At 67.2% G+C, this 26655-nt stretch carries 27 protein-coding genes; 7 read left to right on the top strand and 20 right to left on the bottom strand.

What is annotated here, in order from left to right; genetic code table 11:
• Positions 1-114 precede the first annotated feature (114 nt).
• Positions 115-507, bottom strand: coding sequence for a hypothetical protein (locus Q5Z10_RS06245; RefSeq protein ID WP_303638389.1), 393 nt, complete (start codon positions 505-507; stop codon positions 115-117).
• A gap of 191 nt (positions 508-698) precedes the next feature.
• On the opposite strand from Q5Z10_RS06245, the gene Q5Z10_RS06240 reads away from it, so the two are divergent.
• The 4 genes from Q5Z10_RS06240 (at position 699) to katG (ending at position 6971) form a co-directional block, all read left to right on the top strand.
• Positions 699-1091, top strand: coding sequence for a barstar family protein (locus tag Q5Z10_RS06240; RefSeq protein WP_303638388.1), 393 nt, complete (start codon positions 699-701; stop codon positions 1089-1091).
• Between the two features lie 133 nt (positions 1092-1224).
• Entirely contained in the window at positions 1225-3816 is a 2592-nt protein-coding gene (gene mutS, locus Q5Z10_RS06235) for a DNA mismatch repair protein MutS (protein WP_303638387.1), read from the top strand.
• 156 nt (positions 3817-3972) lie between these two features.
• Positions 3973-4584 (top strand): DUF937 domain-containing protein, encoded by a 612-nt coding sequence (locus Q5Z10_RS06230; protein WP_303638386.1) that lies wholly within the window; start codon positions 3973-3975, stop codon positions 4582-4584.
• A 146-nt stretch (positions 4585-4730) separates the two neighbouring features.
• Entirely contained in the window at positions 4731-6971 is a 2241-nt protein-coding gene (gene katG, locus Q5Z10_RS06225) for a catalase/peroxidase HPI (protein WP_303638385.1), read from the top strand.
• A 192-nt stretch (positions 6972-7163) separates the two neighbouring features.
• On the opposite strand, the gene Q5Z10_RS06220 is transcribed toward katG, so the two are convergent.
• The 3 genes from Q5Z10_RS06220 to Q5Z10_RS06210 all read right to left on the bottom strand — a co-directional run bounded on the left by Q5Z10_RS06220 (position 7164) and on the right by Q5Z10_RS06210 (position 9122).
• Complete coding sequence (locus Q5Z10_RS06220) at positions 7164-8357, bottom strand: glycoside hydrolase family 5 protein (protein ID WP_303638384.1); 1194 nt, start codon at positions 8355-8357, stop codon at positions 7164-7166.
• Between the two features lie 108 nt (positions 8358-8465).
• On the bottom strand, positions 8466-8873 hold the full coding sequence (locus Q5Z10_RS06215) for an RNA-binding S4 domain-containing protein (protein WP_303638383.1): 408 nt from the start codon (positions 8871-8873) through the stop codon (positions 8466-8468).
• A 9-nt stretch (positions 8874-8882) separates the two neighbouring features.
• Complete coding sequence (locus Q5Z10_RS06210) at positions 8883-9122, bottom strand: hypothetical protein (RefSeq protein ID WP_303638382.1); 240 nt, start codon at positions 9120-9122, stop codon at positions 8883-8885.
• Between the two features lie 62 nt (positions 9123-9184).
• On the opposite strand from Q5Z10_RS06210, the gene Q5Z10_RS06205 reads away from it, so the two are divergent.
• Positions 9185-10657, top strand: a complete 1473-nt coding sequence (locus Q5Z10_RS06205; protein WP_303638381.1) for an MATE family efflux transporter — start codon at positions 9185-9187, stop codon at positions 10655-10657.
• Positions 10658-10666: 9 nt separating this feature from the next.
• Here Q5Z10_RS06205 and Q5Z10_RS06200 read toward each other — a convergent pair whose 3' ends face one another.
• From Q5Z10_RS06200 to ffh, 11 genes are all read right to left on the bottom strand, one after another.
• Positions 10667-11077: a DUF1801 domain-containing protein gene (locus Q5Z10_RS06200; RefSeq protein ID WP_303638380.1), complete on the bottom strand. Its 411-nt coding sequence runs from the start codon at positions 11075-11077 to the stop codon at positions 10667-10669.
• A gap of 42 nt (positions 11078-11119) precedes the next feature.
• Positions 11120-11554: a DUF1801 domain-containing protein gene (locus Q5Z10_RS06195; protein ID WP_303638379.1), complete on the bottom strand. Its 435-nt coding sequence runs from the start codon at positions 11552-11554 to the stop codon at positions 11120-11122.
• Positions 11555-11635: 81 nt separating this feature from the next.
• Entirely contained in the window at positions 11636-12013 is a 378-nt protein-coding gene (locus Q5Z10_RS06190; protein WP_303638378.1) for a DUF6404 family protein, read from the bottom strand.
• A gap of 81 nt (positions 12014-12094) precedes the next feature.
• Entirely contained in the window at positions 12095-12496 is a 402-nt protein-coding gene (rplS, locus tag Q5Z10_RS06185) for a 50S ribosomal protein L19 (RefSeq protein WP_303638377.1), read from the bottom strand.
• Positions 12497-12650: 154 nt separating this feature from the next.
• On the bottom strand, positions 12651-13409 hold the full coding sequence (gene trmD / locus Q5Z10_RS06180) for a tRNA (guanosine(37)-N1)-methyltransferase TrmD (RefSeq protein ID WP_303638376.1): 759 nt from the start codon (positions 13407-13409) through the stop codon (positions 12651-12653).
• An 8-nt stretch (positions 13410-13417) separates the two neighbouring features.
• Positions 13418-13930 carry a ribosome maturation factor RimM gene (rimM, locus tag Q5Z10_RS06175; RefSeq protein WP_303638375.1) on the bottom strand — a complete coding sequence of 171 codons (513 nt, stop codon included), beginning with the start codon at positions 13928-13930 and terminating at the stop codon, positions 13418-13420.
• A gap of 44 nt (positions 13931-13974) precedes the next feature.
• On the bottom strand, positions 13975-14235 hold the full coding sequence (gene rpsP, locus Q5Z10_RS06170; RefSeq protein WP_303638374.1) for a 30S ribosomal protein S16: 261 nt from the start codon (positions 14233-14235) through the stop codon (positions 13975-13977).
• Positions 14236-14425: 190 nt separating this feature from the next.
• Positions 14426-15028 carry a suppressor of fused domain protein gene (locus Q5Z10_RS06165; RefSeq protein WP_107433542.1) on the bottom strand — a complete coding sequence of 201 codons (603 nt, stop codon included), beginning with the start codon at positions 15026-15028 and terminating at the stop codon, positions 14426-14428.
• Positions 15029-15157: 129 nt separating this feature from the next.
• Positions 15158-15940 (bottom strand): aminotransferase class IV family protein, encoded by a 783-nt coding sequence (locus Q5Z10_RS06160; protein ID WP_303638373.1) that lies wholly within the window; start codon positions 15938-15940, stop codon positions 15158-15160.
• Positions 15937-17013, bottom strand: a complete 1077-nt coding sequence (locus Q5Z10_RS06155) for an NAD(P)H-dependent flavin oxidoreductase (RefSeq protein WP_303638372.1) — start codon at positions 17011-17013, stop codon at positions 15937-15939. Before Q5Z10_RS06155 ends, Q5Z10_RS06160 begins: the two co-directional genes overlap by 4 nt.
• A 91-nt stretch (positions 17014-17104) precedes the next feature.
• Positions 17105-18481, bottom strand: a complete 1377-nt coding sequence (gene ffh / locus Q5Z10_RS06150) for a signal recognition particle protein (protein ID WP_303638371.1) — start codon at positions 18479-18481, stop codon at positions 17105-17107.
• Positions 18482-18603: 122 nt separating this feature from the next.
• On the opposite strand from ffh, the gene Q5Z10_RS06145 reads away from it, so the two are divergent.
• On the top strand, positions 18604-19398 hold the full coding sequence (locus Q5Z10_RS06145; protein WP_303638370.1) for a cytochrome C assembly family protein: 795 nt from the start codon (positions 18604-18606) through the stop codon (positions 19396-19398).
• 30 nt (positions 19399-19428) lie between these two features.
• Here Q5Z10_RS06145 and Q5Z10_RS06140 read toward each other — a convergent pair whose 3' ends face one another.
• Together Q5Z10_RS06140 and radA are read right to left on the bottom strand one after the other, a co-directional pair.
• Positions 19429-19887 carry a YqhG/Tai3 family protein gene (locus Q5Z10_RS06140; protein ID WP_442758940.1) on the bottom strand — a complete coding sequence of 153 codons (459 nt, stop codon included), beginning with the start codon at positions 19885-19887 and terminating at the stop codon, positions 19429-19431.
• A gap of 84 nt (positions 19888-19971) precedes the next feature.
• On the bottom strand, positions 19972-21348 hold the full coding sequence (gene radA, locus Q5Z10_RS06135) for a DNA repair protein RadA (protein WP_303638369.1): 1377 nt from the start codon (positions 21346-21348) through the stop codon (positions 19972-19974).
• A gap of 148 nt (positions 21349-21496) precedes the next feature.
• Here radA and Q5Z10_RS06130 point away from each other — a divergent pair, with 148 nt between their 5' ends.
• Positions 21497-23554, top strand: coding sequence for a putative bifunctional diguanylate cyclase/phosphodiesterase (locus tag Q5Z10_RS06130; protein ID WP_303638368.1), 2058 nt, complete (start codon positions 21497-21499; stop codon positions 23552-23554).
• A gap of 125 nt (positions 23555-23679) precedes the next feature.
• Here the strand turns inward: Q5Z10_RS06130 and cyoD are convergent, their stop codons facing one another.
• From cyoD to cyoB, 3 genes are read right to left on the bottom strand one after another with little or no spacing between them, the layout of a single operon-like run.
• On the bottom strand, positions 23680-24021 hold the full coding sequence (gene cyoD / locus Q5Z10_RS06125) for a cytochrome o ubiquinol oxidase subunit IV (RefSeq protein ID WP_303638367.1): 342 nt from the start codon (positions 24019-24021) through the stop codon (positions 23680-23682).
• Positions 24021-24659 carry a cytochrome o ubiquinol oxidase subunit III gene (gene cyoC, locus Q5Z10_RS06120; RefSeq protein ID WP_303638366.1) on the bottom strand — a complete coding sequence of 213 codons (639 nt, stop codon included), beginning with the start codon at positions 24657-24659 and terminating at the stop codon, positions 24021-24023. The genes cyoD and cyoC overlap by 1 nt, the downstream gene beginning before the upstream one ends.
• Complete coding sequence (gene cyoB / locus Q5Z10_RS06115) at positions 24656-26653, bottom strand: cytochrome o ubiquinol oxidase subunit I (RefSeq protein ID WP_303638365.1); 1998 nt, start codon at positions 26651-26653, stop codon at positions 24656-24658. The genes cyoC and cyoB overlap by 4 nt, the downstream gene beginning before the upstream one ends.
• Positions 26654-26655: the final 2 nt, after the last annotated feature.

The following is a 26655-nucleotide window of genomic DNA, read 5'->3' as shown; positions in this document are numbered from 1 at the left end:
GCAATCGCCCTGCGCTGGATAGCGGAGACATCCACCCTCAGACAGATAGCTCCTTCGCCAGCGCTGCGCGGTTGGCGGCCATCTTCGCCCCACTCACTCACGTGCATCAAAGCATCACCGGCGCTCATCCACGGAAATTGACTCCCAAGATGGAGCAATCGAATTCTCCTCAAGATACGTCTCAAGATCCCTGAACGGAGAAACGCCGATATCCATCAAAGAAAACCAGAAGGCATCACATTCGTCGCAGACAACTATCTGAACACCACTCTCCTTGACGTGAGCCTCGAGCATCTCACCTTGCTCACAAAGTGGACAGATCAACGAGCACCTCACCGTACAGTGACACCCGAATTTTATTTTGCTGGCACCAGGTTCAACAATAGTTCTTGCGTTGTTCCCGCCAGCAAGGCCGATCACTCGCCCCGTTGGGCCGATGTGTGCTCCCGAATCTCCAGGCACCGCCGTTCCCTTCATTCTCCCGGTCTCGCCAACGAGAGAAATCAACCTGGCTCCATCCGCAACGAAAACGGCATGCGTCGACGTTGCAGGGTTTGGAAGCGCATGTGTCATTGCATGCTTGACACGCTTTCCAGTCGTAGAACCGATTCCATGGTCAAGGCCGCCCGGACTATCCCGGGTCCTGGTTCCTGCGTTGAAGGCCAGCGGAGGGCCGCAGGCAACGCTACAGTGGGCGCATGAAACTCGTCCTACAGATTGAAGGCGCCGCCATCAATGACATCGCCAGCCTGTACGCGGAGATCAACCGCGTGTTCATGGCCGGCGAAGACTGGCAGCTGGCGCCCAGCCTGGATGCGCTGGATGACCTGCTGTACGGCGGGTACGGCGCGTTGGCCGGCCAGGCACAGGCCACGCTGATCTGGCGCGACATCGCCCACAGCCGCACGGCGCTGGGCATGGAGACCACCCGCCAGTGGCTGCAAGCCAAGCTGGACACACCGGGCAGCTTCAATACACAGGCCATTGCCCGCCAGCTGCAGGCCCTGCAACAGGGCGAAGGCACGACCTACTTCGAGATCGTCATGGAAATCTTCAGCGGCCACCGGCAGATCACCCTGGTCCCGGCCTGACCCCTTGCAGTGCCGTACCGGCCTGCCATCGGTGGCGGCAGCCCTGCGCCCCAGCAGTTACCATGGACGGCCCTGTACCCGCTCCGCTGCCGCCGCCCTCCGGCGCGGCCGGACGCCCAGATCCACGAGTCCCATGTCCAAAGACAAGTCCGCCGAACACACCCCGCTGATGAAGCAGTTCTTCGCAGCCAAGTCCGAGTATCCGGACCTGCTGCTGTTCTTCCGCATGGGCGACTTCTACGAACTGTTCTACGACGATGCGCGCAAGGCGGCGCGGCTGCTGGACATCACCCTGACCCAGCGCGGCAGCTCCGGTGGCGCCCCGATCCCGATGGCAGGCGTGCCGGTGCATGCCTACGAGGGCTACCTGGCCCGCCTGGTGGCGCTGGGTGAGTCGGTCGCCATCTGCGAACAGATTGGCGACCCGGCCCTGGCCAAGGGCCTGGTCGAGCGCAAGGTGGTGCGCATCGTCACCCCCGGCACGGTCACCGACGAGGCGCTGCTGGACGAGCGCCGCGACACCCTGCTGATGGCCCTGTCGCGCAGCAAGAACGGCTATGGGCTGGCCTGGGCCGACCTGGCCGGCGGCCGCTTCCTGGTCAACGAAGTGGACACCGATGACGCGCTGGAAGCCGAACTCGCGCGCCTGGAGCCGGCCGAACTGCTGGTGCCGGACGAAGAGAACTGGCCGGAGTTCCTGCGCCAGCGCACCGGCGTGCGCCGCCGTGCGCCGTGGCTGTTCGATGCGGACAGCGGCCGCCGCCAGCTGCTGGCGTTCTTCAAGCTGCATGACCTGAGCGGTTTCGGCATCGATGACAAGCCGCGCGCCACCGCGGCGGCCGGCGCCCTGCTCGGCTATGTCGAAGAGACCCAGAAGCAGCGCCTGCCGCACCTGACCTCGATCGCGATGGAAACCGCCGGCGAAGCGATCGCGATGAACGCGGCAACGCGTCGCCATCTGGAACTGGACACCCGCGTCGACGGCGATACCCGCAATACCCTGCTGGGCGTGCTCGACAGCACGGTGACGCCGATGGGCGGCCGGCTGCTGCGCCGCTGGCTGCATCGGCCGCTGCGCCTGCGCGAGGTGCTGGTGCAGCGCCACCACGCGGTGGAAACACTGATCGACCGCGGCGCGGACGCAGACATCCGCGAACAGTTCCGCCGCCTCGGCGACCTGGAACGCATCCTTACCCGCGTTGCCCTGCGCTCGGCACGGCCGCGCGACTTCTCCACCCTGCGCGATGGCCTCGGCCTGCTGCCGGCCGTGCGCGAGGTGCTGGCGCCGCTGGACTCCCCACGCCTGCAGACCCTGCACGCTGCGCTCGGCGAACACGACGAATGCGCCCACCTGCTGGCCAGCGCGATCGCCGAGATGCCGCCGCTGAAGCTGAGCGATGGCGGCGTGCTGGCCGATGGCTTCGACGAAGAGCTGGACGAGCTGCGCCGCCTGTCCACCCACGCCGACCAGTTCCTGGTCGACCTGGAACAGCGCGAGCGCGAAAGCAGCGGCATCGCCACCCTGAAGGTCGGCTACAACCGTGTGCACGGCTACTACATCGAGATCAGCAAGGGCCAGTCCGACCGCGCACCGGTGCACTACACGCGCCGGCAGACGCTGACCAACGCCGAGCGTTACATCACCGAAGAGCTGAAGGCCTTCGAGGACAAGGTACTGTCCGCGCGCGACCGTTCGCTGTCGCGCGAAAAGTATCTGTACGAGCAGCTGCTGGACACGCTGGGCACGCAGCTGGAACCGCTCAAGCAGTGCGCCGCCGCATTGAGCGAACTGGACGTGCTGGCCGCCTTCGCCGAACGTGCGCAGGCGCTGGACTGGTCACGCCCGCAGCTGCAGGCCGAGCCGTGCCTGAAGATCGAGCGCGGCCGCCACCCGGTGGTCGAAGCCGTGCGCGAGCAGCCGTTCGAACCGAACGATCTGGACCTGCACCCGAACCGCCGCATGCTGGTCATCACCGGCCCGAACATGGGCGGTAAATCGACCTACATGCGGCAGAACGCGCTGATCGTGCTGCTGGCCCACATCGGCAGCTTCGTGCCCGCCAGCCGTGCGCTGATCGGGCCGATCGACCGCATCCTGACCCGCATCGGCGCCGGCGACGACCTGGCCCGCGGGCAGTCGACCTTCATGGTGGAAATGGCCGAAACCAGCTACATCCTGCATCACGCCACCGCGCATTCGCTGGTGCTGATGGACGAGATCGGCCGCGGTACCTCCACCTACGATGGCCTGGCGCTGGCCGACGCGGTGGCCCGTCACCTGGCCTACCAGAACCGCTGCTACACCCTGTTCGCCACCCACTACTTCGAACTGACGGCCCTGGCCGATGAGCAGCACGAGGGCGGCCGCAGCGGTATCGCCAACGTGCACCTGGATGCGGTCGAACATGGCGACGCACTGGTGTTCATGCACGCAGTGAAGGACGGCCCGGCCAACCGCAGCTTCGGCCTGCAGGTAGCGGCGCTGGCCGGCCTGCCGCGCGCCACCGTGGCACAGGCACGTAGGCGCCTGGCCGAGCTGGAACAGCGCGGCGGGGAAAGCCACGCCGCCGAGCTGGCGCCGCAGGCGCTGGACGCGCCGCAGCAGTTCGGCCTGTTTGCCGCCCCGGCCAACAAGGCACAGGAAGCCCTGGCCGCGATCGATCCGGACGAGCTGACCCCGAAGCAGGCGCTGGAAGCGCTATACCGGTTGAAGGCGTTGCTGTAACGGCGTCCGCCGGGCCGGGTGATCGGCCGCCGGGCATGGCCCGGCGCTACCGGTGATGGGTCGTCGGTGGGGCCCGGCGGCATGAAGCCTTCGCATTCCCGTAGTGCAGGCGGCGTTATGCTCGGGCGGTTCTTCCTTCACAGACTGGAGACCGCCATGAACACCGAATCGCTTGCCGCCACCCTCTTCCAGCAGCTGCAGCAGGGCCAGGGCCTGCAGCAGGTATCGCAGCAGCTCGGTCTGGACAGCCGCCAGGCAACCCAGGCGGTCGGCAGCGCCCTGCCGCTGCTGCTCGGCGCGATGGGCCAGAACGCCAGCGAACCGCAGGGTGCGCAGTCCCTGCTCAACGCCCTGCAGCGCGATCACGCTGGCGCGGCCGGCGGTGGCGGCTTCGACCTGGGCAGCATCCTCGGCGCGGTGATGGGCGGCGGTGGCGGCAATGCCACCAACGGCGCCGGCATCCTCGGCCATGTGTTCGGCGGGCAGACCCCGCAGGCGGCCGAGGCGCTGGGCCAGAAGACCGGCCTGGACAGCGGCACCTCCGGCAAGCTGCTGGCGATCCTCGCCCCCATCGTGATGTCCTTCCTCGCCCAACGCTTCGCCCAGGGTGGCAACGCCGGCGAGCTCAGCCAGGCGCTGGGCCAGGAAACCCGGAATGCCGGTGGCGGCCTCGGCAGCCTGCTCGGCGGCACGCTGGACCAGGACGGCGATGGCCAGTTCGGTGCCAGTGATCTGCTGAAGCTGGGCGCGGGCCTGCTCAAACGCTGATCGCGTCACAACCGTCCAAGCCCTGCCGATCATAGGCAGTCACTATCGCATCGGTTGAATCAATCGAATTTACCCATCCTTAGGTGGTGCCTATGGTGGGTGGGCATCCCCGATTCCACCTTTCGCCAGTCCACAGGTAGAGACCCATGAAAAGCGAAGCGAAGTGCCCCTTCAACCATGCCGTCGTCGGTGAGGCGACGACCAACCGCGACTGGTGGCCGAACCAGCTGCGCGTGGACCTGCTCAACCAGCACTCCTCGCGCTCCAATCCGCTTGATGCCGGCTTCGATTACGCCAAGGCCTTCAACGGCCTGGATTACGACGCACTGAAGGCCGACCTGAAGGCGCTGATGACCGATTCGCAGGACTGGTGGCCGGCCGACTTCGGCCACTACGGCGGCCTGTTCATCCGCATGGCCTGGCACAGTGCCGGCACCTATCGCATCGACGATGGCCGCGGCGGTGGTGGGCGCGGCCAGCAGCGCTTCGCGCCGCTCAACAGCTGGCCGGACAACGTGAGCCTGGACAAGGCGCGGCGCCTGCTGTGGCCGATCAAGCAGAAGTACGGCCAGGCCATTTCCTGGGCCGATCTGCTGATCCTCACCGGCAATGTCGCGCTGGAATCGATGGGCTTCAAGACGCTGGGCTTCGCCGGTGGCCGTCCCGACACCTGGGAACCCGACCAGGATGTGTACTGGGGCCGCGAAACCACCTGGCTCGGTGGCGACGTGCGTTACAAGCACGGCTCGGAAGGCGTGGAAGAGGATCACGGCGTGCTGGTGTCCGATGACGACGCCGACGGTGACGTGCATTCGCGCAAGCTGGAAAACCCGCTGGCTGCCGTGCAGATGGGCCTGATCTATGTGAATCCGGAAGGACCGGACGGCAACCCGGACCCGGTGCTGGCCGCGCACGACATCCGCGACACCTTCGGCCGCATGGCCATGGATGACGAGGAAACTGTCGCGCTGATCGCCGGTGGCCACAGCTTCGGCAAGACCCATGGTGCCGGCCCGGCCGACAACGTCGGCAAGGAACCGGAAGCGGCCGGCCTGGAAAGCCAGGGCCTGGGCTGGGCCAACAGTTTCGGCAGCGGCAAGGGCGGCGACACCATCACCAGTGGCCTCGAAGTGACCTGGACGCGCACGCCGGCGCAGTGGAGTCATGACTTCTTCGAGATCCTGTTCGGCAACGAGTGGGAACTGACCAAGAGCCCGGCTGGCGCCCACCAGTGGGTGGCCAAGGGCGCCGACGCGGTCATCCCCGACGCGCACGATCCGTCGAAGAAGCATCGCCCGACCATGCTCACCACCGACCTGTCGCTGCGCATGGACCCGGCCTATGAGAAGGTCTCGCGGAAGTTCCTCGACAACCCCCAGGCCTTCGCCGATGCGTTCGCGCGTGCCTGGTTCAAGCTGACCCATCGCGACATGGGCCCGCGTGCGCGCTATCTCGGCCCGGAGGTTCCGTCCGAGGAGTTCATCTGGCAGGACCCGATTCCCGAAGCGAAGCATCCGCTGATCGACGCCAAGGACATCACCGCGCTCAAGCAGAAGATCGCCGCAACCGGCCTGAGCGTGGCCGAACTGGTGTCCACCGCGTGGGCGTCGGCCTCGACCTTCCGTGGCTCGGACAAGCGCGGTGGCGCCAACGGTGCGCGCATCCGCCTGGCCCCGCAGAAGGACTGGGCGGTGAACCAGCCGCAGCAGCTGGCCAAGGTACTGGCCGCGCTGGAGAAGGTGCAGGCCGAATTCAATGGCAGTGGCGGCAAGCAGGTCTCGCTGGCCGATCTGATCGTGCTGGCCGGTGGCGTCGGTATCGAACAGGCGGCCAAGGCCGGTGGCCATGAGGTCAGCGTGCCGTTCACCCCGGGCCGCACCGATGCCAGCCAGGAACAGACCGACGTCGACTCGTTCGCGGTGCTGGAACCGGCCGCCGATGGCTTCCGCAACTACCTCAAGGGCGCCTACAGCGTGCCGGGCGAAGCGTTGCTGATCGACAAGGCACAGCTGCTGACCCTGACCGCGCCGGAGATGACCGCACTGGTCGGTGGCCTGCGCGTGCTGGGTGCCAATGCCGATGGCAGCAAGCACGGTGCATTCACCGCACGCCCCGGCACGTTGAGCAACGACTTCTTCGTCAACCTGCTGGACATGGGCACGCAGTGGACGGCGACCGGTCGCGAACGCTACGAAGGGCGCGGACGCAACGACGGCGCCGCCCGCTGGACCGGCACCCGTGCCGATCTGGTGTTCGGCTCCAACGCGGTGCTGCGAGCACTGGCCGAGGTCTACGCGAGCGTCGATGGCGAGAAGAAGTTCGTGCAGGACTTCATCGCCGCCTGGACGCGGGTGATGGAGCTGGACCGCTACGACCTGCACGGCTGACCGGCCCCGGGTGTCGCCGGGCATGGCCCGGCGCTACCTGGACACGGGCGGGACGCAACGGCGTCGCCGGGCATGGCCCGGCGCTACCCGGACACGGGCGTGACGCATCGGTGTCGCCGGGCATGGCCCGGCGCTCCCCCTGCATATATCGGTAGCGCCGGGCCATGCCCGGCGAGCGCAGCGGTTGCCGTTTCAACGCGTCCCGTTCTTCAACCGCTGCAGGATCGGCGCGAACAACGGCGCCTGCATCGAGCGCGGTGGCTGCACTGCACTGCCCTTCTCCACCGCCTGCCAGTACGACCACGGCAGCGCCTTGTCGCCCAGTTCGTAATCCATGCCGTCCCAGCCATCCTCGCGGAAGGCATAGAACGCCCAGTGCACCTTCTGCTGCTCGGCCACGGCCACGACATCGCGCAGGTACGCGCCGCAATCCGGCCAGCGCCGCATGCAACCGAACTCGCCCACCACCATCCGGTTCGCACCGATGCCATGGCGCTGGGCCCAGTCGATCGGCTGCTGCAGGTAGCTGCGCACGCGCGCGGCATCCCACGGCTCCCTGCCCGGGCCGAACGGCACCTCGGCCGGATAGCGGTACGGTGTGGCCCGCTTCTGATTGGGCGCGCTGGTGGCGGCATACGGCTCGTACATGTGCACGCTGTACAGCAGCTTCGCGTCCTCCAGCGGTGCAGGCCAGTAGTCGAAGGCATCGGCAGCGGCATACCAGCCGGCATCGAGCATCAACGGCATGTCCGCATCGACTGCACGCACGCTGGCGATCAGACTGCGGTACAGCACGCGCAGGTCGCGCGGGCCGTCCTGCACGCTGGCATACCACCGCTGCATGGCCGCGCGCGGCGCGTGCTCGGCCAACGCAGTGCCGTATTCGGGTGCCGGTTCATTGATCAGGTTGTACGCCGCCAGCGCCGGGTGGCCTTTCAGCGCGGTCGCCAGATCGCGCCAGAAACGCTGTGCGGGCGCATGGTTGTCGATGGACTGCCACAGCCGCTGGTCGACCACGTCGCCGTTCTTCTGTTTCCAGCGCAGCAGGGGCAGCGACAGGGGGACCAGCACCACTTTCAGGCCTACGGCATTGGCGTCATCCAGCGCGCGGCGCAGGGTGGCCACGTCGGCCTGCACCAGCCCCTGGTAATGGTCGGCATCGCCCATCAGGAAATCGCGGCCGCCAGCACTTTTCCACTTGTCCGGGCTCAGCCGTACCCAGGTCGCGCCGGTGTCACGCAGTGCCTGGAAGTAGGCGCGGTCGGGCGGCGCCTGGTTGAAGCTGTTGCCACCCCGCTGCGGCGTGTCCCAGAAAGTGATGTCGGCGGCGAACACCGGGGCGGCGGTGGCGAGGGCAAGGCACAGCAGACTGCGGCGCAGGCGCATGGCGATCTTCCATGACGAGGGGCAACCAACGTGCAGGACGCGGACCGAACGCGACCTGAGTGTGCGCAGCACGGCGCCGCCAGGTGGGCGACCAGTGGTCGCCCGACGTCAGAGCGCGTCCAGATCGCCCAGCGCCCGGATCAACCGCCGCGCGCGCTTGTCCGGCTTGTGCTCCGGCGGCTGGAACCCATCACGGGCGGCAATGCGCAACGCACGCTGTTCGGCGCGGCGCGCCTTGGACGCTTCGCTTTCCGCGTACAGCTGCTGGGCAACCGGCGCCGGCCCGCGCTGGTCGCTCACGCCCAGCACCCGCACCTCGAAATGCTCTTCGCCCCGGTCGACCTGCAGCTGCTCGCCCACGCGCACCGCGCGCGAGGATTTCGGGCGTTGCCCGGCCACGGCCACCTTGCCGGTCTCGATGGCCTGCTTGGCCAGGCTGCGGGTCTTGAAGAAGCGGGCTGCCCACAGCCAGATGTCCAGTCGGACGCTGGGCGGCAGCGGGGAAAGCTCAGGCATGGGGCGGTACTACTCCGGTGGCTTGTTGAGAGGACGAGGGTTGTCCGGATCGACCCGGCAGCCGGTGCCGCCGATCAGCGGCCGGACGCCGGAGGCCAGATCCTCGCGCTGGCTGCCGACCAGGCATTCGGGCCGGTCGGTCGGTCGGATCTGGGTATCGCCCAGCCGATCGTCCATCGAACATGCGGCCGCTGCAACGCCGATCAAGGCCAGCGCCAAGCTCCGCTCCACCCGCAGTCGTCGATGCATTGCCACATCCTGCAAACCGGCTTGATGCTAGTGTGCGCCTCCCGGATTCCGATCACCAGCCCATGGCCAAAGCGCCGCTTGACCTGACTTCCGGCCCGATCGGCCGCAACCTGCTGCTGTTCGCGCTGCCGATCCTGGCGGGCAACATCGCCCAGTCGCTGAACGGATCAGTGAACGCCGTCTGGGTCGGGCGCTTCCTCGGCGAAGCGGCGCTGACGGCGACCGCGAACGCCAACAACATCATGTTCTTCCTGATCGGCTCGGTGTTCGGCTTCGGCATGGCCTCGAGCATCCTGATCGGCCAGTCGATCGGTGCCCGCGACATCGCGCAGGCGCGCCGCGTGGTCGGTACCAGTGCGTCATTCTTCATCGGCCTGTCGGCCATCATCGCCGTGGCCGGCTGGTTCCTGGCCCATCCACTGCTGGCGGCCATGGGAACCCCGGCCGCCTCGCTGCCGCTGGCCGAGGCCTACCTGCGCATCATCTTCCTGGCGATGCCGACGCTGTATGCCTTCGCCTTCCTCAGCGCCGCCCTGCGCGGCGCCGGCGACTCGCGTACCCCGTTCCGCTTCCTGCTGGTTTCGGTGGCGCTGGACATCGCCTTGAACCCGGTGCTGATCTTCGGCCTCGGCCCGTTCCCGGCCCTGGGCATCGCCGGCTCGGCATGGGCCACGCTGGTATCGCAGACGCTGTCGCTGGCCGGCCTGCTGCTGTACATGCGGCACAAGCGGCACATGTTGTGGCTGGGCCGCGCCGACATGCACCTGTTCAAGCTGGACCTGTCCATCCTGCGCGCGCTGGTGGTCAAGGGAGTGCCGATGGGCCTGCAGATGGTGCTGATCTCGCTGTCGGTGATCATGCTGATGACCATGGTCAACCAGTACGGCACCGACACCGGCGCCGCCTATGGTGCGTCGCTGCAGTTGTGGAATTACGTACAGATGCCGGCAATGGCGATCGGCGCGGCGTGCTCGTCGATGGCCGCGCAGAACGTCGGCGCGCAGCGCTGGGACCGGGTGCGCGGTACGGCACGCCAGGGCATCCTGTTCAACTTCCTGCTGACCGGCGCGCTGATTCTGCCGCTGGTGCTGCTGGACCAGTATTCCCTGGCCCTGTTCCTGCCGCAGGGCAGTGAGTCGCTGCAGATCGCGCGGCACCTGAACCACATCGTGATCGGCTCGTTCCTGTTCTTCGGCGTCAGCTTCGTGATCTCCGGCGTGGTGCGCTCCACCGGCGCGGTGATTCCGCCCCTGCTGATCCTCGCCGCTTCGTTGTGGGGCGTGCGCGTGCCCTTTGCCGAACTGCTGCAGCCGTACTGGGGCGCCGATGCGATCTGGTGGAGTTTCCCGGCCGGCTCGCTGGTGTCGATGCTGCTGTCGCTGGCGTACTACCGCTGGGGCGGCTGGCGCAGGGCGACGATGATGCGCACGCCGGTGCACGCCGAGGAACTGGCCACGCCCTCGGAAATCCCGGCCTGCCCGCCCTCGCCGGTGGCCGATCCGGATGCGGCGCTGGAAACCGTTCCGCCGCGTTGAACTGCGGCGCTACCGCTTTTTCTTTTTCGCCGCGTTGTACGCCGCCGCCGCGCGCAGCAGTGCTTTCAGGGCCGCGGCATCCGGCCGGTCGCCGTCGTGGATGTCGATGGCGCGGCGGGTGTTGCCGTCCAGACTGGCATTGAACAGGCCTTCTGGGTCGGGCAGTGCCGCGCCGTTGGCGAAGGTCAGCTTCACCGCCTGCTTGTAGGTCTCGCCGGTACACAGGATGCCGTGCTGCTCCCAGACCGGCGTGCCCCGCCATTTCCAGGTCTCCTCCACCTCCGGCAATGCGTCGTGGATCACCCCGCGCACCCAGGCCAGGGTCTCGCCCCGCCAGTCACCGAGCTCGGCAATGCGGGCATCAATCAGGGCGGCGGCGGGCAATGCAGCGTCTGCGGGATCGGGCGTGTGCGTGGCCATCGGACGGCTCTCGTCGGAAAGGGAAGGAAACCAAGACGCGGGCTACATGCGCTCGCCGGGCAAGGCGCTGGCCTGGCGCAGCCACGCCAGGAACTGCGCCTCATCCAGCAGGCCATCCTCATGGATGTGCAGGTAGCGCGTATCGGCACTGCGGGAAGGCTCCGGCGGCAACGGCGTCAGTGCAGCGCCGCGGAAGAAGGCCACCTTGATGTAGCGGGCGAAGCAATGGAAGCTGAGGAACCAGCCAGCCCCGGCCGCCACGGCATACATCGGCGAGTTCCACTTCACCGCCTTGTGCACCCCGGGGACGGCCTGCTCGATCAGCGCATCCAGGCGCTGGCCCACGGCCTGTTTCCAGCCGGGCATGGCGGCGATGTAGGCCTGCACCGGGCCATCGCCCTCGCCTTTGGCGATCTGCGGGTTGCCGCCCGACAGCAGCTTGGGTGCGGCAGGCGGGGCGGATCGCTTGGCAGGCATCGCGCGCATGACCGTAGGGGGCTGGAGTTCGCAGCGTACCCCCTGGCCCCGGTCGGGGTCACGGCGCACTGCGCCATGCGCTCATTCCAGGGAGGCGCGGAACTGCCGCCAGCTCGGCAGCTTGCGGCTGCCCCGCAGGACCCACATAAGGGTCGCCATCACCACCCCGAACAGGGCCCCGGCCAGCAGGCCAGCCACCAGCAGCAGGTCCAGCGAGGTGATCCGTCCCTGCCACAGCAGCAGCCACATCAGCAGCGTCCAGAAACCGGCAAACAGGATCCCCTGCAGCAGGGCATTGGTCACGAAGCCGGCCAGGATCGGCGGCGGCAGCACGATGCCGGCACGCCACAGCAGGCGGTGCAGCAGGGGCGCCGCCTCGCGCCGCGGAACACCGGAGCGGTCCAGGAAGCGCAACGCCACCTGGATGGCAGCCGGGTAGCGGGCGTCGATCTCATCCATCCCTTGAACCTACCCAGACGGACGCGCAAACGCAAACGGCCGCCCGAAGGCGGCCGTCGCGGCAACAACCGGAGTTGTCTATCAGGCCTTGTCGGCCAGACGGGCAGCCTTGGCGGCAGCAGCGGCAGCCAGGTCTTCCTTGATGCGGGCAGCCTTGCCTTCCAGGCCACGCAGGTAGTACAGCTTGCCGGCGCGGACCTTGCCACGACGCTTCACTTCGACCGAGTCGATGATGGCGCTGTGGGTCTGGAAGACGCGCTCGACGCCGTAGCCGTGCGAAATCTTGCGGACGGTGAACGAGGAGTTCAGGCCGGCGTTCTTGGTCGCGATGACAACGCCTTCGTAGGCCTGCACGCGCTCACGGGTACCTTCCTTCACCTTCACGTTGACGACAACGGTGTCGCCCTGGCTGAACTTCGGCAGTTCGCGGGTGATCTGGGCGGATTCGAATTCCGCGACGATGGACTTGTTCAGCTTGCTCATGGGTTACACCGATTCTTGTTCGGGTGGGCGTGTCGTTTCGACAACGTGGGCTGATGCAGTCACTGGACTGTGCTGCACGTTTGTTGTGGGTACTGCGCGCGCCGGCCGGGGCTGGCGGTAATTGGCCATGATAGCCGAAAAAGCAGGCCCTGCGCTAGGGGTCTGCCTGTTGCGGGCGGGCCTTGCGGGCCTGCTCCAGCAGCTTGCGGTCGGCCTTGCCCAGCGCCTGTTCATCCAGCAGGTCCGGGCGCCGCTGGGCGGTGCGGATCAGCGACTGCTGGCGCCGCCAGGCGGCGATGGCCGCATGGTTGCCCGAGCGCAGCACCTCCGGCACGTCCCCCAGCGGATGCTGGGCCGGCTGGCTGTAATGCGGGCAGTCGAGCAGGCCGAGGTCGCCCTCGAAGCTGTCCTGCGCGGCCGATTCGGCATCGTTCAGGGCACCGTCCTGCAGGCGGGCAACGGCATCGATGATGACCGCCGCGCCCAGTTCACCGCCGGACAGCACGTAATCGCCGAGGGAAATCTCCTCGTCGACATTGGCCTCCAGGAAGCGCTCGTCGATGCCTTCGTAGCGGCCGCAGAGCAGGACCATGCGCGGCAATGCCGCCAGTTCCCGCACCTTGGCCTGGGTCAGCGGAGCGCCCTGCGGGCTGAGATGGATCACCCGCGCCGGGGTCGGATCGGCATCGCGGATCGCCTGCAGGCAGGCCTGCAGCGGCTCGATCAGCATCACCATGCCCGGGCCACCACCGAACGGACGGTCGTCCACCCGGCGGTAGTTGCCTTCGGCGTAATCACGGGGATTCCAGCCGTGCAGGCTGAACAGCCCCTTCTCCTGCGCACGTCCGACCACGCCCAGCCCGGCGGACTGGGCGAGGAATTCAGGGAACAGGGTGATGACATCGAAACGCATGCTCACACTCAGAACTCGGGGTCCCAGTCGACCACGACCAGGTTGGCCTCGAAGTCGACGGACTTGACGAACTCCGGCAACACGAACGGAATCATCCGCTCGCGATCACCGCGGACGACCACCACATCGTTGGCGCCGGTACTGAACAGGTGCGAGACCTGGCCCAGGGCAACGCCCTCGGTGGTCTTCACGTCCAGGCCTTCCAAGTCCACCCAGTAGTACTCGTCGGGCTTCGGCGGCGGCAGTGCACTGCGGGCCACGTAGATCTCGGTGCCGTGCATCGCTTCGACGGTGTCGCGGTCCTCGATGCCCGGGAAACGGGCCACCAGGTGCTTGCCGCTGTCGCGGCCACGGGCGCCCTCAAGCGTCGATTCCTGCCCGTTGGGGCTGCGCAGGATCCACGGCTGGTAACGGAAAATAGCGGAACGCGGCTCGGTCCAGGACTCGAGCTTTATTTCGCCGCGCACACCAAAAGCGCCGACAATCCTGCCCAGCAGGATGCGGCGCTCGTTATCCTTCATCTGCGTTCAACCAGACGGGCCGCGCCAGGCGCGGCCCTTCGGGATCAGGCCGCAGCGGCCTGGGACTTGGTCGCTTCCTTGATCAGGTTGCGAACCTTTTCAGTCGGCTGGGCGCCGTTCTTGACCCAATGGTCAACACGGGCCAGATCCAGCTCGATGCGCTTCTCGGCGCCCTGGGCGACCGGGTTGTAGAAGCCGACGCGCTCGATGTTGCGGCCGTCGCGCGCGCTGCGCACGTCGGTCACGATGATGTGGTAGAACGGACGCTTCTTGGCGCCGCCGCGGGTCAGTCGAATCTTGACCATGGTGGTAGTTCCTCTATTGCCCAGTCGCCAGGATGGCGCGGTAAGCCGGCGATTATAGCGGCAGAGATCGGCCGAGCCAACCCCGGGGTGAATCCGCCTTCACGGCAGCGCCGAGCCATGCCCGGCGGCTTTCGTTCAGCAACGTGATCAATCTCCGACCGCCCCCGCCGACGCCCCCAGGGCAATAGCGTCAGAGTGCTCCAGTGACAGGCGCCCGATGCATGCCCAGCACGTCCATCTCCTGCTGCTGCAACAGGTCATCAAATGCATCACTGCCAATCCGCTCGACAAGTTGCCGCTCGGATTCGTGGATGGCGATGCACTGCAGCCAGTTGATCGCCACCGGCGGGAACTGCAGTCCCGGGAACCTGGCGTCATTCCAGAAGAAGGGCGGCACCAGATAGACGTGAGGCATCCGGGTCGATGGGAAGTAGTCCTGCAGGATGTTGGGAATCACACTTCCGGGTTGCACCGCTGCGCGATCGCGCATGATCGCAAAGGCCGTCGAGGCGACGACGTTGTCCCAATGCAGCGCGTCCTGTTCTGCACACGCACACAGTTCGACGCGCGTTTCCAGTTCGTGCCCCTCCGCACGACGTAAGACAAAGTCCGACAGCCCGATGGACGCGATGGACTTCAGCCCTGCTTCCGGAGAGCTGAACGTCGTGAGGATATCGACCGAACGCTGGCGATGATCATCGTGAAAGGCCTGGACCTTGGGCCGTCCCTCACCGCCCATGATCTTGATTGCGTGCATCGCTACCGCACGATGCTGCTCGGTGACCGTGCCCATGACTGATTGGATCTCCTGAGGGGTTCTGCGCTGCGGAGGCATCCGCCGGGCATGGCCCGGCGCTACCGATTACGGCTTGCCACGGTAACGCCGGGTCATGCCCAGCGACCGGTAACCCGCGCGCCCCGTTCAGGAAAGCGGCTGCCACGGCACACTCGCAAGCACCGCCCTTCCCTGTTCAGCCAAGGCCTGCGAGCCGGGCAGGACATGCCCGTCAATGGCCTCCAGCGCCCACAGGCCGCTGGCGTTGCAGGCAAAAGCGGCGTTCATACCTATCAGGTCCGCCAGCCGCAACGGCTGCGTGGCCTGCGCCCCCGGCCAATGCTGCTTCAGCAGCGCTTCGGCGGTCCCGCGCAGGGCCGACGCCTGAGGCCAGAGCAGCCGGTCACCATCGTGCACGGCCAGGTTCCAGGTGCTGCCTTCACTCACCTCGCCATCGGCGGTCACGAACAGCACATCGTCAAATCCTTCCGCCATCGCAGCACGGCGTTCGGCAAACAGGCCGAAGGTGCCGACATGCTTGATCTGCGGCAGTTCACGCTGCCAGGTCACGCTGCGAACGCGCTTGGAGGCGGTCAGCGTCACCGGCGCGGACACCGCCACCAGCACGTCCACCGGCACGGCCGCCAGCGGATTGCGGAAATCGAAGTGGCGCGAATACACCGTCACCCGCAACGAGGCATCGCCCTGCCCTGCCTGCTGCAGCGCCTGCGCCATCCAGGCCTGCACCTGCACGACATCCAGTTCGCTGCCGAACAGCTCGCGCGTTGCCTGCGACAGCCGCGTCAGATGCAGATCCAGCCCCTGCACGCCATGCCTACGCACCTGCATCGAGGTGAAGTGGCCGTAGTTGACCAACGCCGGCAGCAGATCGTCCACCTGCGCCGGCCGGCCATTGCAGGTCACCGTCATCGCAGCAGCGCCTGCGCCTGTTGCCACATGTCGCGCAGCACGTCGGCGGCGGGTGCTGCCGGCGCCATCCACGCCGATTGCCCGGCCCAGGCCTGCATCGCCGCCAAGCGGTTTTCCTGCGCCGCCTGCTTGCGCATCGGCGCGGTCAGGCCGCGCTGCACCGGGTACGGGCGAGGCGCCGGCGCACCCTCGGCGGCAGCGGCGCGCACATACGGCGTGGCCAGGCCGCGGCCGAGACGCCCACTGAAGGCGCGGGTCGGCCAGGTATCTTCGGGTTCGGTTGCGGCCAGGCCATCGGCCCAGGCCGAGGCGATCGCCGCCTCCGGCGTGCGCAGGAAGGCGGTGCCGATCTGCACCGCGCTGGCGCCCAGCGTGAGCGCCGCCGCGATGCCGCGACCATCGGCGATGCCACCGGCGGCGATCACCGGAATCTGCAGGTGGTCGGCCAGGCGCGGCAGCAGCGCGAACAGACCCACCAGCTGGCGCTCGGCCAGGCTGGGGTCGAATGCACCACGATGGCCACCGGCTTCGGCGCCCTGCGCCACCACCGCGTCGGCACCGGCATCCTGCGCCGCGCGCGCTTCCGCCAGCGTGGTCGCGCAGGCGATCCAGGCGATGCCGGCGTCCTTCAACTGCTGCACGTGACGCGGCGACAGTACGCCCATGATGGTCGAGGCAACGGCCGGGCGCGCGGCCAGCAACGCAGCGAACTGTTCGTCGAAATCAGCCGGCGTGGCATCGGCGGCACTGGCAGGCACGTCCGGGCCCCATTGAGCGAGGAAGGCGCGGCTGGCGGCTTCGGCGGTGACATCGCGAACGGGTGCCGGATCCGGCAGCCACAGGTTCACCTGCGCTGGGCCGGCGGAGGCGGCCCGGAAATCATCCATCCAGCGCCCGATGTCGGCAGCCGGCGACAGCACCGCACCCATCGCGCCCATGCTGCCGGCATTGGCCAGCGCGGCCGACAGCGGGACCGGGCACGCACCGGCCATGGGTGCCAGCAGGATCGGAACCTGCAATGAAAAACGCCGACAGAAGGTGTCGGCGCGTTCAAGAATCGGCGATGCGTTCACGCGACCTGCCTGTGAAAGAAGTCGTCGCCCAGCATACGCCAGTCCATGTGACCGGGGTCGGACGCCCAGCGGCACCGGCCCCGCGGCGCACTCAACGGAACGGCATGCCACGGCCGCCCATGGCGCCCATCATGCCCTTCATGCTGCGCATCATGCCCTTCATGCCGCCGCCGGCCATCTTGCTCATCATCTTTTCCATCTGCATGTACTGCTTCATGAGCTTGTTGACGTCGGCCGGGGTCACGCCCGAACCGCGGGCGATGCGCGCGCGGCGCGAGCCGTTGAGCAGGTTCGGGTTGCGCCGTTCCTTCTTGGTCATCGAGCTGATGATGGCGATCATGCGCGGCACTTCCTTGCCCTGGCTGACCTGCGCCTTGAGGTGCTCGGGAATCTGGCCCAGGCCCGGCAGCTTGTCCATCAGGCCACCGATGCCGCCCATGTTCTGCATCTGCTCGAGCTGGTCGCGCATGTCGTTCAGGTCGAACTTCTTGCCCTTGGCGACCTTCTCGGCCAGCTTCTGCGCCTTGTCCTTGTCGACCTGCTGCTCGACCTGCTCGACCAGCGACAGCACGTCGCCCATGTCGAGGATGCGGCTGGCGATGCGGTCCGGGTGGAACACATCCAGGCCGTCGGGCTTTTCGCTGACGCCGACGAACTTGATCGGCTTGCCGGTGATGTAGCGCACGCTCAGCGCGGCACCGCCACGGGCGTCACCGTCGGTCTTGGTCAGCACCACGCCGGTCAGCGGCAGCGCATCACCGAAGGCCTTGGCGGTGTTGGCTGCGTCCTGGCCGGTCATGGCATCGACCACGAACAGGGTCTCGGCCGGATTCACCGCAGCGTGCAGGGCCTTGATCTCGGCCATCATCGCTTCGTCGATGGCCAGGCGGCCGGCGGTATCGACCAGCAGCACGTCGACGAAGGACTTGCGCGCATCGTCGATGGCGGCGCGGACGATGGCTTCCGGCTTCTGCTCGGCACTGGACGGGAAGAACAGCACGCCGACCTGCTCGGCCAGGGTCTTCAGCTGCTCGATCGCGGCCGGACGGTAGACGTCGGCCGACACCACCATCACCTTCTTCTTGCGCTTTTCCTTCAGGTGCTTGGCCAGCTTGCCGACCGTGGTGGTCTTGCCCGCACCCTGCAGGCCCGCCATCAGGATGATCGCCGGGGCCGGCACGTTGAGGTTCAGGTCGCTGGCAGCAGCGCCCATCACCGAGGTCAGCTCGTCACGCACGACCTTGATCAGGGCCTGGCCCGGGGTCAGCGACTTCAGCACTTCCTGGCCGACCGCGCGCACCTTGATGCGCTCGATCAGGGCCTGCACCACCGGCAGCGCGACGTCGGCCTCAAGCAGGGCGATGCGCACTTCACGGGTCGCCTCGCGGATGTTCTCCTCGGTCAGGCGGCCACGGCCACGCAGGCGCTCGATGGTGCCGGAAAGGCGCTGGGTCAGGGACTCGAACATGCGGCGCAACCTGTCTGAAAGCGGGGGACAATAAGGCAGACAGTATAACGGGTCCGCCGCGCTCCCCGGGCTGCGACGCCCGGGCCGTCGCCAGCACCCCGGGGGTATGCGAAACTTCAACGATGACAATCGTTCTCATCGCCGCCCTGCTCTATCTGGCCGCCAGCGTCCTGCTGGTGCGTGCGCTCGGCCGCACCGACGGGGTGAACTCGCCGGCCTGGCTGTGGCCGGCGCTGCCGGCGATGCTGCTGCATGGCGGCTACCACGTACTGGTGGCGATGCGCACCAGCGGCGGGCCCGACATGCACTTCTTCGCCGCGCTGTCGCTGGTCGGCCTGGGCATGGCCTGGCTGACCTCGCTGGTCGGCGCGCGCGGGCGCATGTCGGCCCTGGGCGTGGTGGTGTTCCCGCTGGCCGCGGTGCTGCTGCTGGTCTACCACGGCTACGGCCACGAACCGAGCAAGGTACTGGGCTGGCGCCTGGCCAGCCACGCCTGGCTGGCACTGCTGGCCTACGCCACGCTGAGCATCGCCGCGCTGCTGGCGATCATGCTGTGGCTGCAGGAACGCGCCTTGCGCCGCCGCGAATTCCGTCCGTGGCTGCGTGCGCTGCCACCGCTGGCCGACCTGGAATCGCTGCTGTTCCGGGTGATCACCGTCGGCTTCGCGCTGCTCACCCTGACCCTGGTCACCGGCGTGCTGTTTGTCGATGACCTGCTGGCGCAGAAGCTGGTGCACAAGACCGTGCTCAGCGTGCTGTCGTGGATCGTCTTCGGCGTGCTGCTGATCGGTCGCCGCCGCTACGGCTGGCGCGGCACCAAGGCCGTGCACTGGACGCTGACCGCGATGCTGCTGCTGTTGCTGGCGTTCTTCGGCAGCCAGTTCGTGATCGAGCTGGTGTTCGGGCATTCGCGCTGAGCGAAGACCGCCTCCACGCAGGGCGTGGATCTACCGCATTCCAGGCACCGGCTGGGCCAAGATGCTGCGTACGGAGCGGCCGCTGTTGCTGAGGATGTCATCGACCTGCCAGCAGCCCTCGCCCTTGCGCACCATCGGCAGGCGGGTCAGGTAGGCCTTCTTCCACACCGAATAGCGCATCTCGACCTGGCCGGCCGTGGCCGACGCCTGGACCCAGCGGTACCGGACCGGGCTGTCGATGTCGCCGTCCTGGGCGTCCAGCCACGGGTCGGAATCGATGGTGCAGATGCCCTCCTCGCGCTGCCGGCAGGCACGTTCGGCGTGCAGCGCCCGCAGCAACGCCGGGCTGACCAGCGCGGTTGGAGGCGCCAGCAGATCGCCCCCGCCGGAGGTCGCCTCGAACAACGCGCGCGCAACCTCCGCCGCATCGCGACAGACCGGCGCGGCCTGTACGGCGGGCGTCAACAGCACCGTCAGCATCACCGCCATCCCCCTCCTGTGCATCACGCTGTCATCCCTGTGTGGCCCATGTCGTTGCCCGCTCGCCGGGCACGGCCCGGTGCACGCGTCAGACTACGCCGCGTCGATGGCCTCGGACAGGCGTTCGACCGCGATCACTTCCATGCCCTTCACCGAGCCCCCCTTCGGGGCATTGGCGCGCGGCACGATGGCGCGCTTGAAGCCATGCGTGGCCGCTTCGCGCAGGCGATCCTCGCCATTGGGCACGGGACGGATCTCACCGGACAGGCCGACCTCGCCGAAGGCGATGGTCTTCTCGGCCAGCGGCCGGTCCTGCAGCGACGACAGCACCGCCAGCAGCACCGGCAGATCGGCCGCGGTTTCCTGCACGCGGATGCCGCCCACGACATTCACGAACACGTCCTGATCGCCGACCAGCACGCCGCCATGGCGGTGCAGCACCGCCAGCAGCATGGCCAGGCGGTTCTGCTCCAGGCCGACCGCGACGCGGCGCGGGTTGGACAGCGGCGATGCATCCACCAGCGCCTGCACTTCCACCAGCAGCGGCCGGGTGCCCTCGCGGGTGACCATCACGCAGCTGCCCGGCTGGTGGGTACTGGCACCGGACAGGAAGATCGCCGACGGATTGGAGACCTCCTTCAGGCCCTTGTCGCCCATCGCGAACACGCCCAGTTCGTTGACCGCACCGAAGCGGTTCTTGAACGCACGCAGCAGGCGGAAGCGGCTGCCGCTTTCGCCTTCGAAATACAGCACCGCGTCGACCATGTGCTCGAGCACGCGCGGGCCGGCGATTCCACCCTCCTTGGTCACGTGGCCGACCAGGAACACGGCGGTGCCGGTCTCCTTGGCGAACCGCACCAGCCGCGCGGCACTTTCACGCACCTGGCTGACCGACCCCGGGGCGGCAGTCAGCGTCTCGGTCCACAGGGTCTGCACCGAATCGGCCACGATCAGCCGCGGCCCCGCCTTGGCGGCATGCTGCAGGATCGCTTCGACGCCGGTCTCGGCCAGCGCGTTGACACCATCCAGCGGCAGCTCCAGCCGATGCGCGCGGCCGGCCACCTGGGCCAGCGATTCCTCGCCGGTGACGTACAGGACCGGCAGCACTGCGGCCATCTTCGCCACCGCCTGCAGCAGCAGCGTGGACTTGCCGATGCCCGGATCGCCGCCGACCAGCACCACCGCGCCCTCGACCAGGCCGCCGCCGAGCACGCGGTCGAACTCGCCGATGCCGGTGCTGACCCGGTTGTGTTCGGTCTGCACCACATCCTTCAGCGCGGTGATCTTCGGCGGATCGATCTTGCCGGCCCAGCCGGCCCGCCGCGAGGCCGGCGCCTTGGCGGCGGCGGCAGGCTCCAGCACGATTTCCGACAGCGCGTTCCAGGCATTGCACTCGGTGCACTGGCCCTGCCACTTGCTGTATTCGGCGCCGCATTCATTGCAGACGTACGCGGTGCGGGCTTTGGCCATCGGGGAATTCCTGCTGGGGCAACGAGCGTGGCAGGATAGCCGAGCCGGGTCGCAGCTGCTGCGACCACTCAAGTCCCACCCGCCGCTGCCGATAGTCGTCGCGGGCGTGCGCCTTGCGGGCGCCCCTCCCTCTCCCACTGGATTTCCCATGACTGGCAGTTACAGTCAGAGCCTGGTCGCCATCTCGTTGCTGGTGGCGATCCTGGCTTCGTATACGGCGCTGGACATGGCCGGCCGCCTGGCCACCACCACAGGCCGCGTCGCACGCTGGTGGCTGGCCGGCGGCGCCACGGCGATGGGCCTGGGCATCTGGTCGATGCATTTCATCGGTATGCTGGCCTTCGACCTGCCGATCCCGATCGGCTACGACCTGGCCATCACGCTGTACTCGCTGGCCGTCTCGATCGGCGCCTCGGCCTACGCGCTGTGGCTGGTGTCACGCCCCAGCCTGCCGCTGCGCCGCCTGGCCGCCGGTGCGGTACTGATGGGCCTGGGCATCGCCACCATGCATTACCTGGGAATGGCGGCGATGCGGATGCAGCCCGGCATCGACTATCACCCGGGCTGGTTCGCCGCTTCCATCGCGGTGGCGATCGGCGCGGCCGGTGCTGCGCTGTGGATCGCCTTCCGGCTGCGCACCGAGCAGCACAACACGGTGCGCCTGCGCGCCCTGGCCTCGCTGGTGATGGGTCTGGCCATCGTCGGCATGCACTACACCGGCATGGCCGCTGCCCGCTTCCCGGCCGGCAGCGTCTGCGGCGCGGTGGGCGGCGGCGCGATCGATACCCGCTGGCTGGCGATGCTGGTGATCGTGACCACCGTGGCTACGCTGGGCATCGCACTGGTCGCCTCGCTGTTCGACCGGCAGATGCGCGTGCGCACCGGGCTGCTGGCCGACTCGCTGGCGCACGCCAACGACAAGCTGATCCAGGCCGCGCTGCACGATCCGCTGACCCAGCTGCCCAACCGCATGCTGCTGCAGGACCGGATCGAACAGGCGATCGAGAAGGCCCAGCGCCGCGGGCACTCGGTGGCGGTGATGTTCTGCGACCTGGATGGCTTCAAGGCGGTCAACGATGCCTATGGCCACCAGCTCGGTGATCGCCTGCTGGTGGCCGTGGCCCAGCGCATCGGCGCGCAGCTGCGCCCGCAGGACACCCTCGCCCGTCTGGGCGGCGACGAGTTCGTGATCGTGCTGGCCATCGACACCCCCGATGATGCGGTGGTGGTTGCCGAGCGTGTCATCGCCGCCGCCGGTGAAGCGTTCGTGCTGGATGCGGCGGAACTGCAGGTGACCGCGAGCCTGGGGATCGCGCTGTACCCGGACGACGCCGGCAACGAACGCGAGCTGATGGCGCACGCCGATGCGGCGATGTACCACACCAAGGACACCGGGCGGAACGGCTACACCTTCTTCACGCCCTCGATGCAGCTCAGTGCCAACCGCCAGCTGCGCCTGCTGCAGGACCTGCGCAAGGCGATCGCACGCAACGAACTGCTGCTGCACTACCAGCCGAAATTTCCCGCCGCCGGTGCGCCGGTCAGCGGCGCCGAAGCGCTGCTGCGCTGGCAGCACCCGGAGCTGGGCCTGCTGGCGCCGGACGTGTTCATTCCCATCGCCGAACGCAGCGGCCTGATCCTGCCGATCGGCGACTGGGTACTGGACCAGGCCTGCGCGCAGCTGCGGGCCTGGCACGACGGCGGCCACAGCGAATGGACGATGGCGGTGAACCTGTCCCCGCTGCAGTTCGCATCGCCGGCGCTGCTGGACAGCGTGCGGGCCGCCCTGCAGCGCCATCGCATCGAACCGGCGCGGCTGACCCTGGAGATCACCGAGACCACGGCGATGAAGGATGTGGATGCCAGCCTGGCGATCCTCAACGACCTGACCGCAATGGGGGTGCACATCGCCATCGATGACTTCGGTACCGGGTATTCCAGCCTGCTGTACCTCAAGCGGATGCCGGCCACCGAGCTGAAGATCGATCGCGCCTTCGTGCACGATCTGGAGTGCAATGACGAGGATGCGGCCATCGTGTCTTCGATCATCGCGCTGGGCCGCACCCTGCAGCTGCAGGTGGTGGCCGAGGGCGTGGAGACCCAGGCCCAGCGCGATTACCTGAGCGAGCTGGGGTGTGACCAGCTGCAGGGCTACCACCTGGGACGGCCGATGGAGGCCGGGGAGTTCCTGCGCAAGGTGGGGTGACAAGGTGGTTCCCGCCGGGCATGGCCCGGTGCTACCAGGGAGAGGCGCGCACCGGTAGCGCCGGGCGCTCCAAACAGAAAGGCCGCCCGGGGGCGGCCTTTCTGCGTGGCAACGTCGCGGGGACGTCAGTGCATCATGTGCACGTTCATGTTGTGCATGACCCACAGGGTGCCGACCACGATGATGCCGATCACCACCACGGTGAAGGCCGCCGCGTTGACGTTCCAGCGGCTCTCCGAAGAGCGGTCCAGGTGCAGGAAGAACACCAGGTGGACCAGCATCTGCAGCACCGCGGTGATGGCGATCACCACACCGTTGACGGTGCGCGAGAAATCACCCGACATCACCATCCAGAACGGGATGACGGTCAGCACCACCGCCAGCACGAAGCCGATCAGGTACGACTTCACGGTGCCGTGGCTTTCGCCGCCGGCGGCGTGGTCGTGTGCATGGTTGTCATGTGCCATTACAGCGCTCCATTGAGGTAGACGACGGAGAACACGCCGATCCAGATCAGGTCCAGGAAGTGCCAGAACAGGCTCAGGCACGCCATGCGGGTCTTGTTGGTCGGGGTCAGGCCGTACTTCTTCAGCTGCACGAACATCACCAGCAGCCACAGCAGGCCGGCGCTGACGTGCAGGCCGTGGGTGCCGACCAGGGCGAAGAACGCCGACAGGAAGGCACTGCGGTCCGGACCGTAGCCCTGGTGGATCAGGTGCTGGAATTCCCACACTTCCATGCACATGAAGCCGAAGCCCAGCAGCCAGGTGATGCCCAGCCACAGGTACATCTGCCCCATCTGCTTGCGGTGCATGGCGATCATGCCCAGACCGAAGGTCAGCGACGAGGTCAGCAGCAGCGCGGTTTCCCACGCCACGAACGGCAGTTCGAACAGGTCCTTGGCGCCGGGGCCACCATCGGTACCGCCGGCCAGCACCACGTAGGTGGCGAACAGCGAGGCGAAGATGAGGCAGTCGCTCATCAGGTACACCCAGAAACCGAAGACGGTGTTGCCGCCGGTGTCGTGGTGCTCGTGGTCGTCATGGCCATGGGCCGCCGCGTGTGCGGCGTGCCCGTGGCTCAGGGTCGAGGTATTGGTGCTCATGCCTTCAGCTCCGACTTCACCAGGCCCTGGGCTTCCAGGTGCTTGCGGTGTTCATTCTCGATGCGTTCCACCTCGGCGGCCGGGACCCAGTAGTCCACGTCCTGGTCGAAGGTGCGGTAGATGAACGTGGCGATCATGCCGACGAAGCCGACGATGGCCAGCCACCAGATGTGCCAGATCATCGCAAAGCCGAACACCAGGCTGAAGGCACCAATGACAACGCCGGTGCCGGTGTTGCGCGGCATGTGGATGTCGGTGTACTTGGCCGGCTTCGGCCAGGCTTCACCACGCTGCTTGCGCTCCCAGAAATCGTCCAGCTCGGTGACTTCCGGCAGCGTGCCGAAGTTGTAGAACGCCGGCGGCGAAGAGGTTTCCCACTCCAGCGTACGGGCATCCCACGGGTCGCCGGTGAGGTCGACGGTCTTCTTGCGGTCGCGGATCGACACGGCCACCTGGATGATCTGGCACAGGATGCCGGCACCCACGATGAAGGCGCCAACGGCGGCGACCAGCAGGAACGGCTCGTAGGCCGGGTTGACCGTGCTCTGCAGGCGACGGGTCATGCCCATGAAGCCCAGCACGTACATCGGCATGAAGGTCACATAGAAGCCGATGAACCAGCACCAGAACGCGCACTTGCCCCAGAACTCGTTGAGGCGGAAGCCGAACATCTTCGGCCACCAGTAGGTGATGCCGGCGAACATGCCGAACACCACGCCGCCGATGATGACGTTGTGGAAGTGGGCGATCAGGAACAGGCTGTTGTGCAGCACGAAGTCGATGGCCGGGATCGCCAGCATCACGCCGGTCATGCCGCCGATGGTGAAGGTGACCATGAAGCCGATGGTCCACAGCACGGGCGTGGTGAACTGCACGCGACCGCGGAACATGGTGAACAGCCAGTTGAAGATCTTCACGCCGGTGGGGATCGAGATGATCATCGTCGTGATGCCGAAGAAGGCATTGACGTTGGCACCCGAGCCCATGGTGAAGAAGTGGTGCAGCCACACGATGAACGACAGCACGCCGATGCAGGCGGTGGCGTAGACCATGCCCTTGTAGCCGAACAGCGCCTTGCGCGAGAAGGTCGCGATGACTTCGGAGAACACACCGAACGCCGGCAGCACCAGGATGTACACCTCCGGGTGGCCCCAGATCCAGATCAGGTTGATGTACAGCATGGCGTTGCCGCCACCGTCATTGGTGAAGAAGTGCGTACCCAGGTAACGGTCCAGGGTCAGCAGCACCAGGGTGATGGTCAGCACCGGGAACGCAGCGACGATCAGCACGTTGGTCACCAGGGCGGTCCAGGTGAACACCGGCATCTGCATCAGCTTCATGCTCGGGGTACGCATCTTGAGGATGGTGATGAAGAAGTTGATACCACTCAGCGTGGTACCCAGACCCGCCACCTGTAGTCCCCATATGTAGTAGTCCATACCTACATTGTTGCTGTACTCGATGCCCGACAGCGGTGGGAAGGCCAGCCAGCCGGTAGCGGCGAACTCACCGATCCACAGCGACAGCATGATCAGCACCGCGCCGGACACGAACAGCCAGAAGCTGAGCGAGTTGACGAACGGGAACGCGACGTCGCGCGCGCCGATCTGCAGCGGCACGGCCAGGTTCATCAGGCCGGTGATCAGCGGCATCGCCACGAAGAAGATCATGATCACGCCGTGGGCGGTGAAGATCTGGTCGTAGTGGTGCGGCGGCAGGTACCCCTCGGACCCGCCAACGGCGATGGCCTGCTGGGTACGCATCATGATGGCGTCGGAGAAACCGCGCAGCAGCATGACAAAGGCGACGATGAGGTACATCACGCCGATCTTCTTGTGGTCCACCGAGGTGAACCACTCCTTCCACAGATAGCCCCACAGCTTGAACTTGGTGATCAGGGCGAGGATGCCCAGGCCACCAAGGACCGCACCGACCAGGGTGGTCAGCACGATCGGATCGTGGGGGATCGACTCAAGAGAGAGTTTTCCCAACATGT

Origin of the sequence: Stenotrophomonas sp. 704A1, from assembly GCF_030549525.1 — a bacterium.
GTDB classification, from domain to species: Bacteria; Pseudomonadota; Gammaproteobacteria; order Xanthomonadales; family Xanthomonadaceae; genus Stenotrophomonas; species Stenotrophomonas tuberculopleuritidis.
The sequence above is the reverse complement of the archived record's forward strand: the minus strand, read 5'-3'. Positions and strand labels throughout refer to the sequence as shown.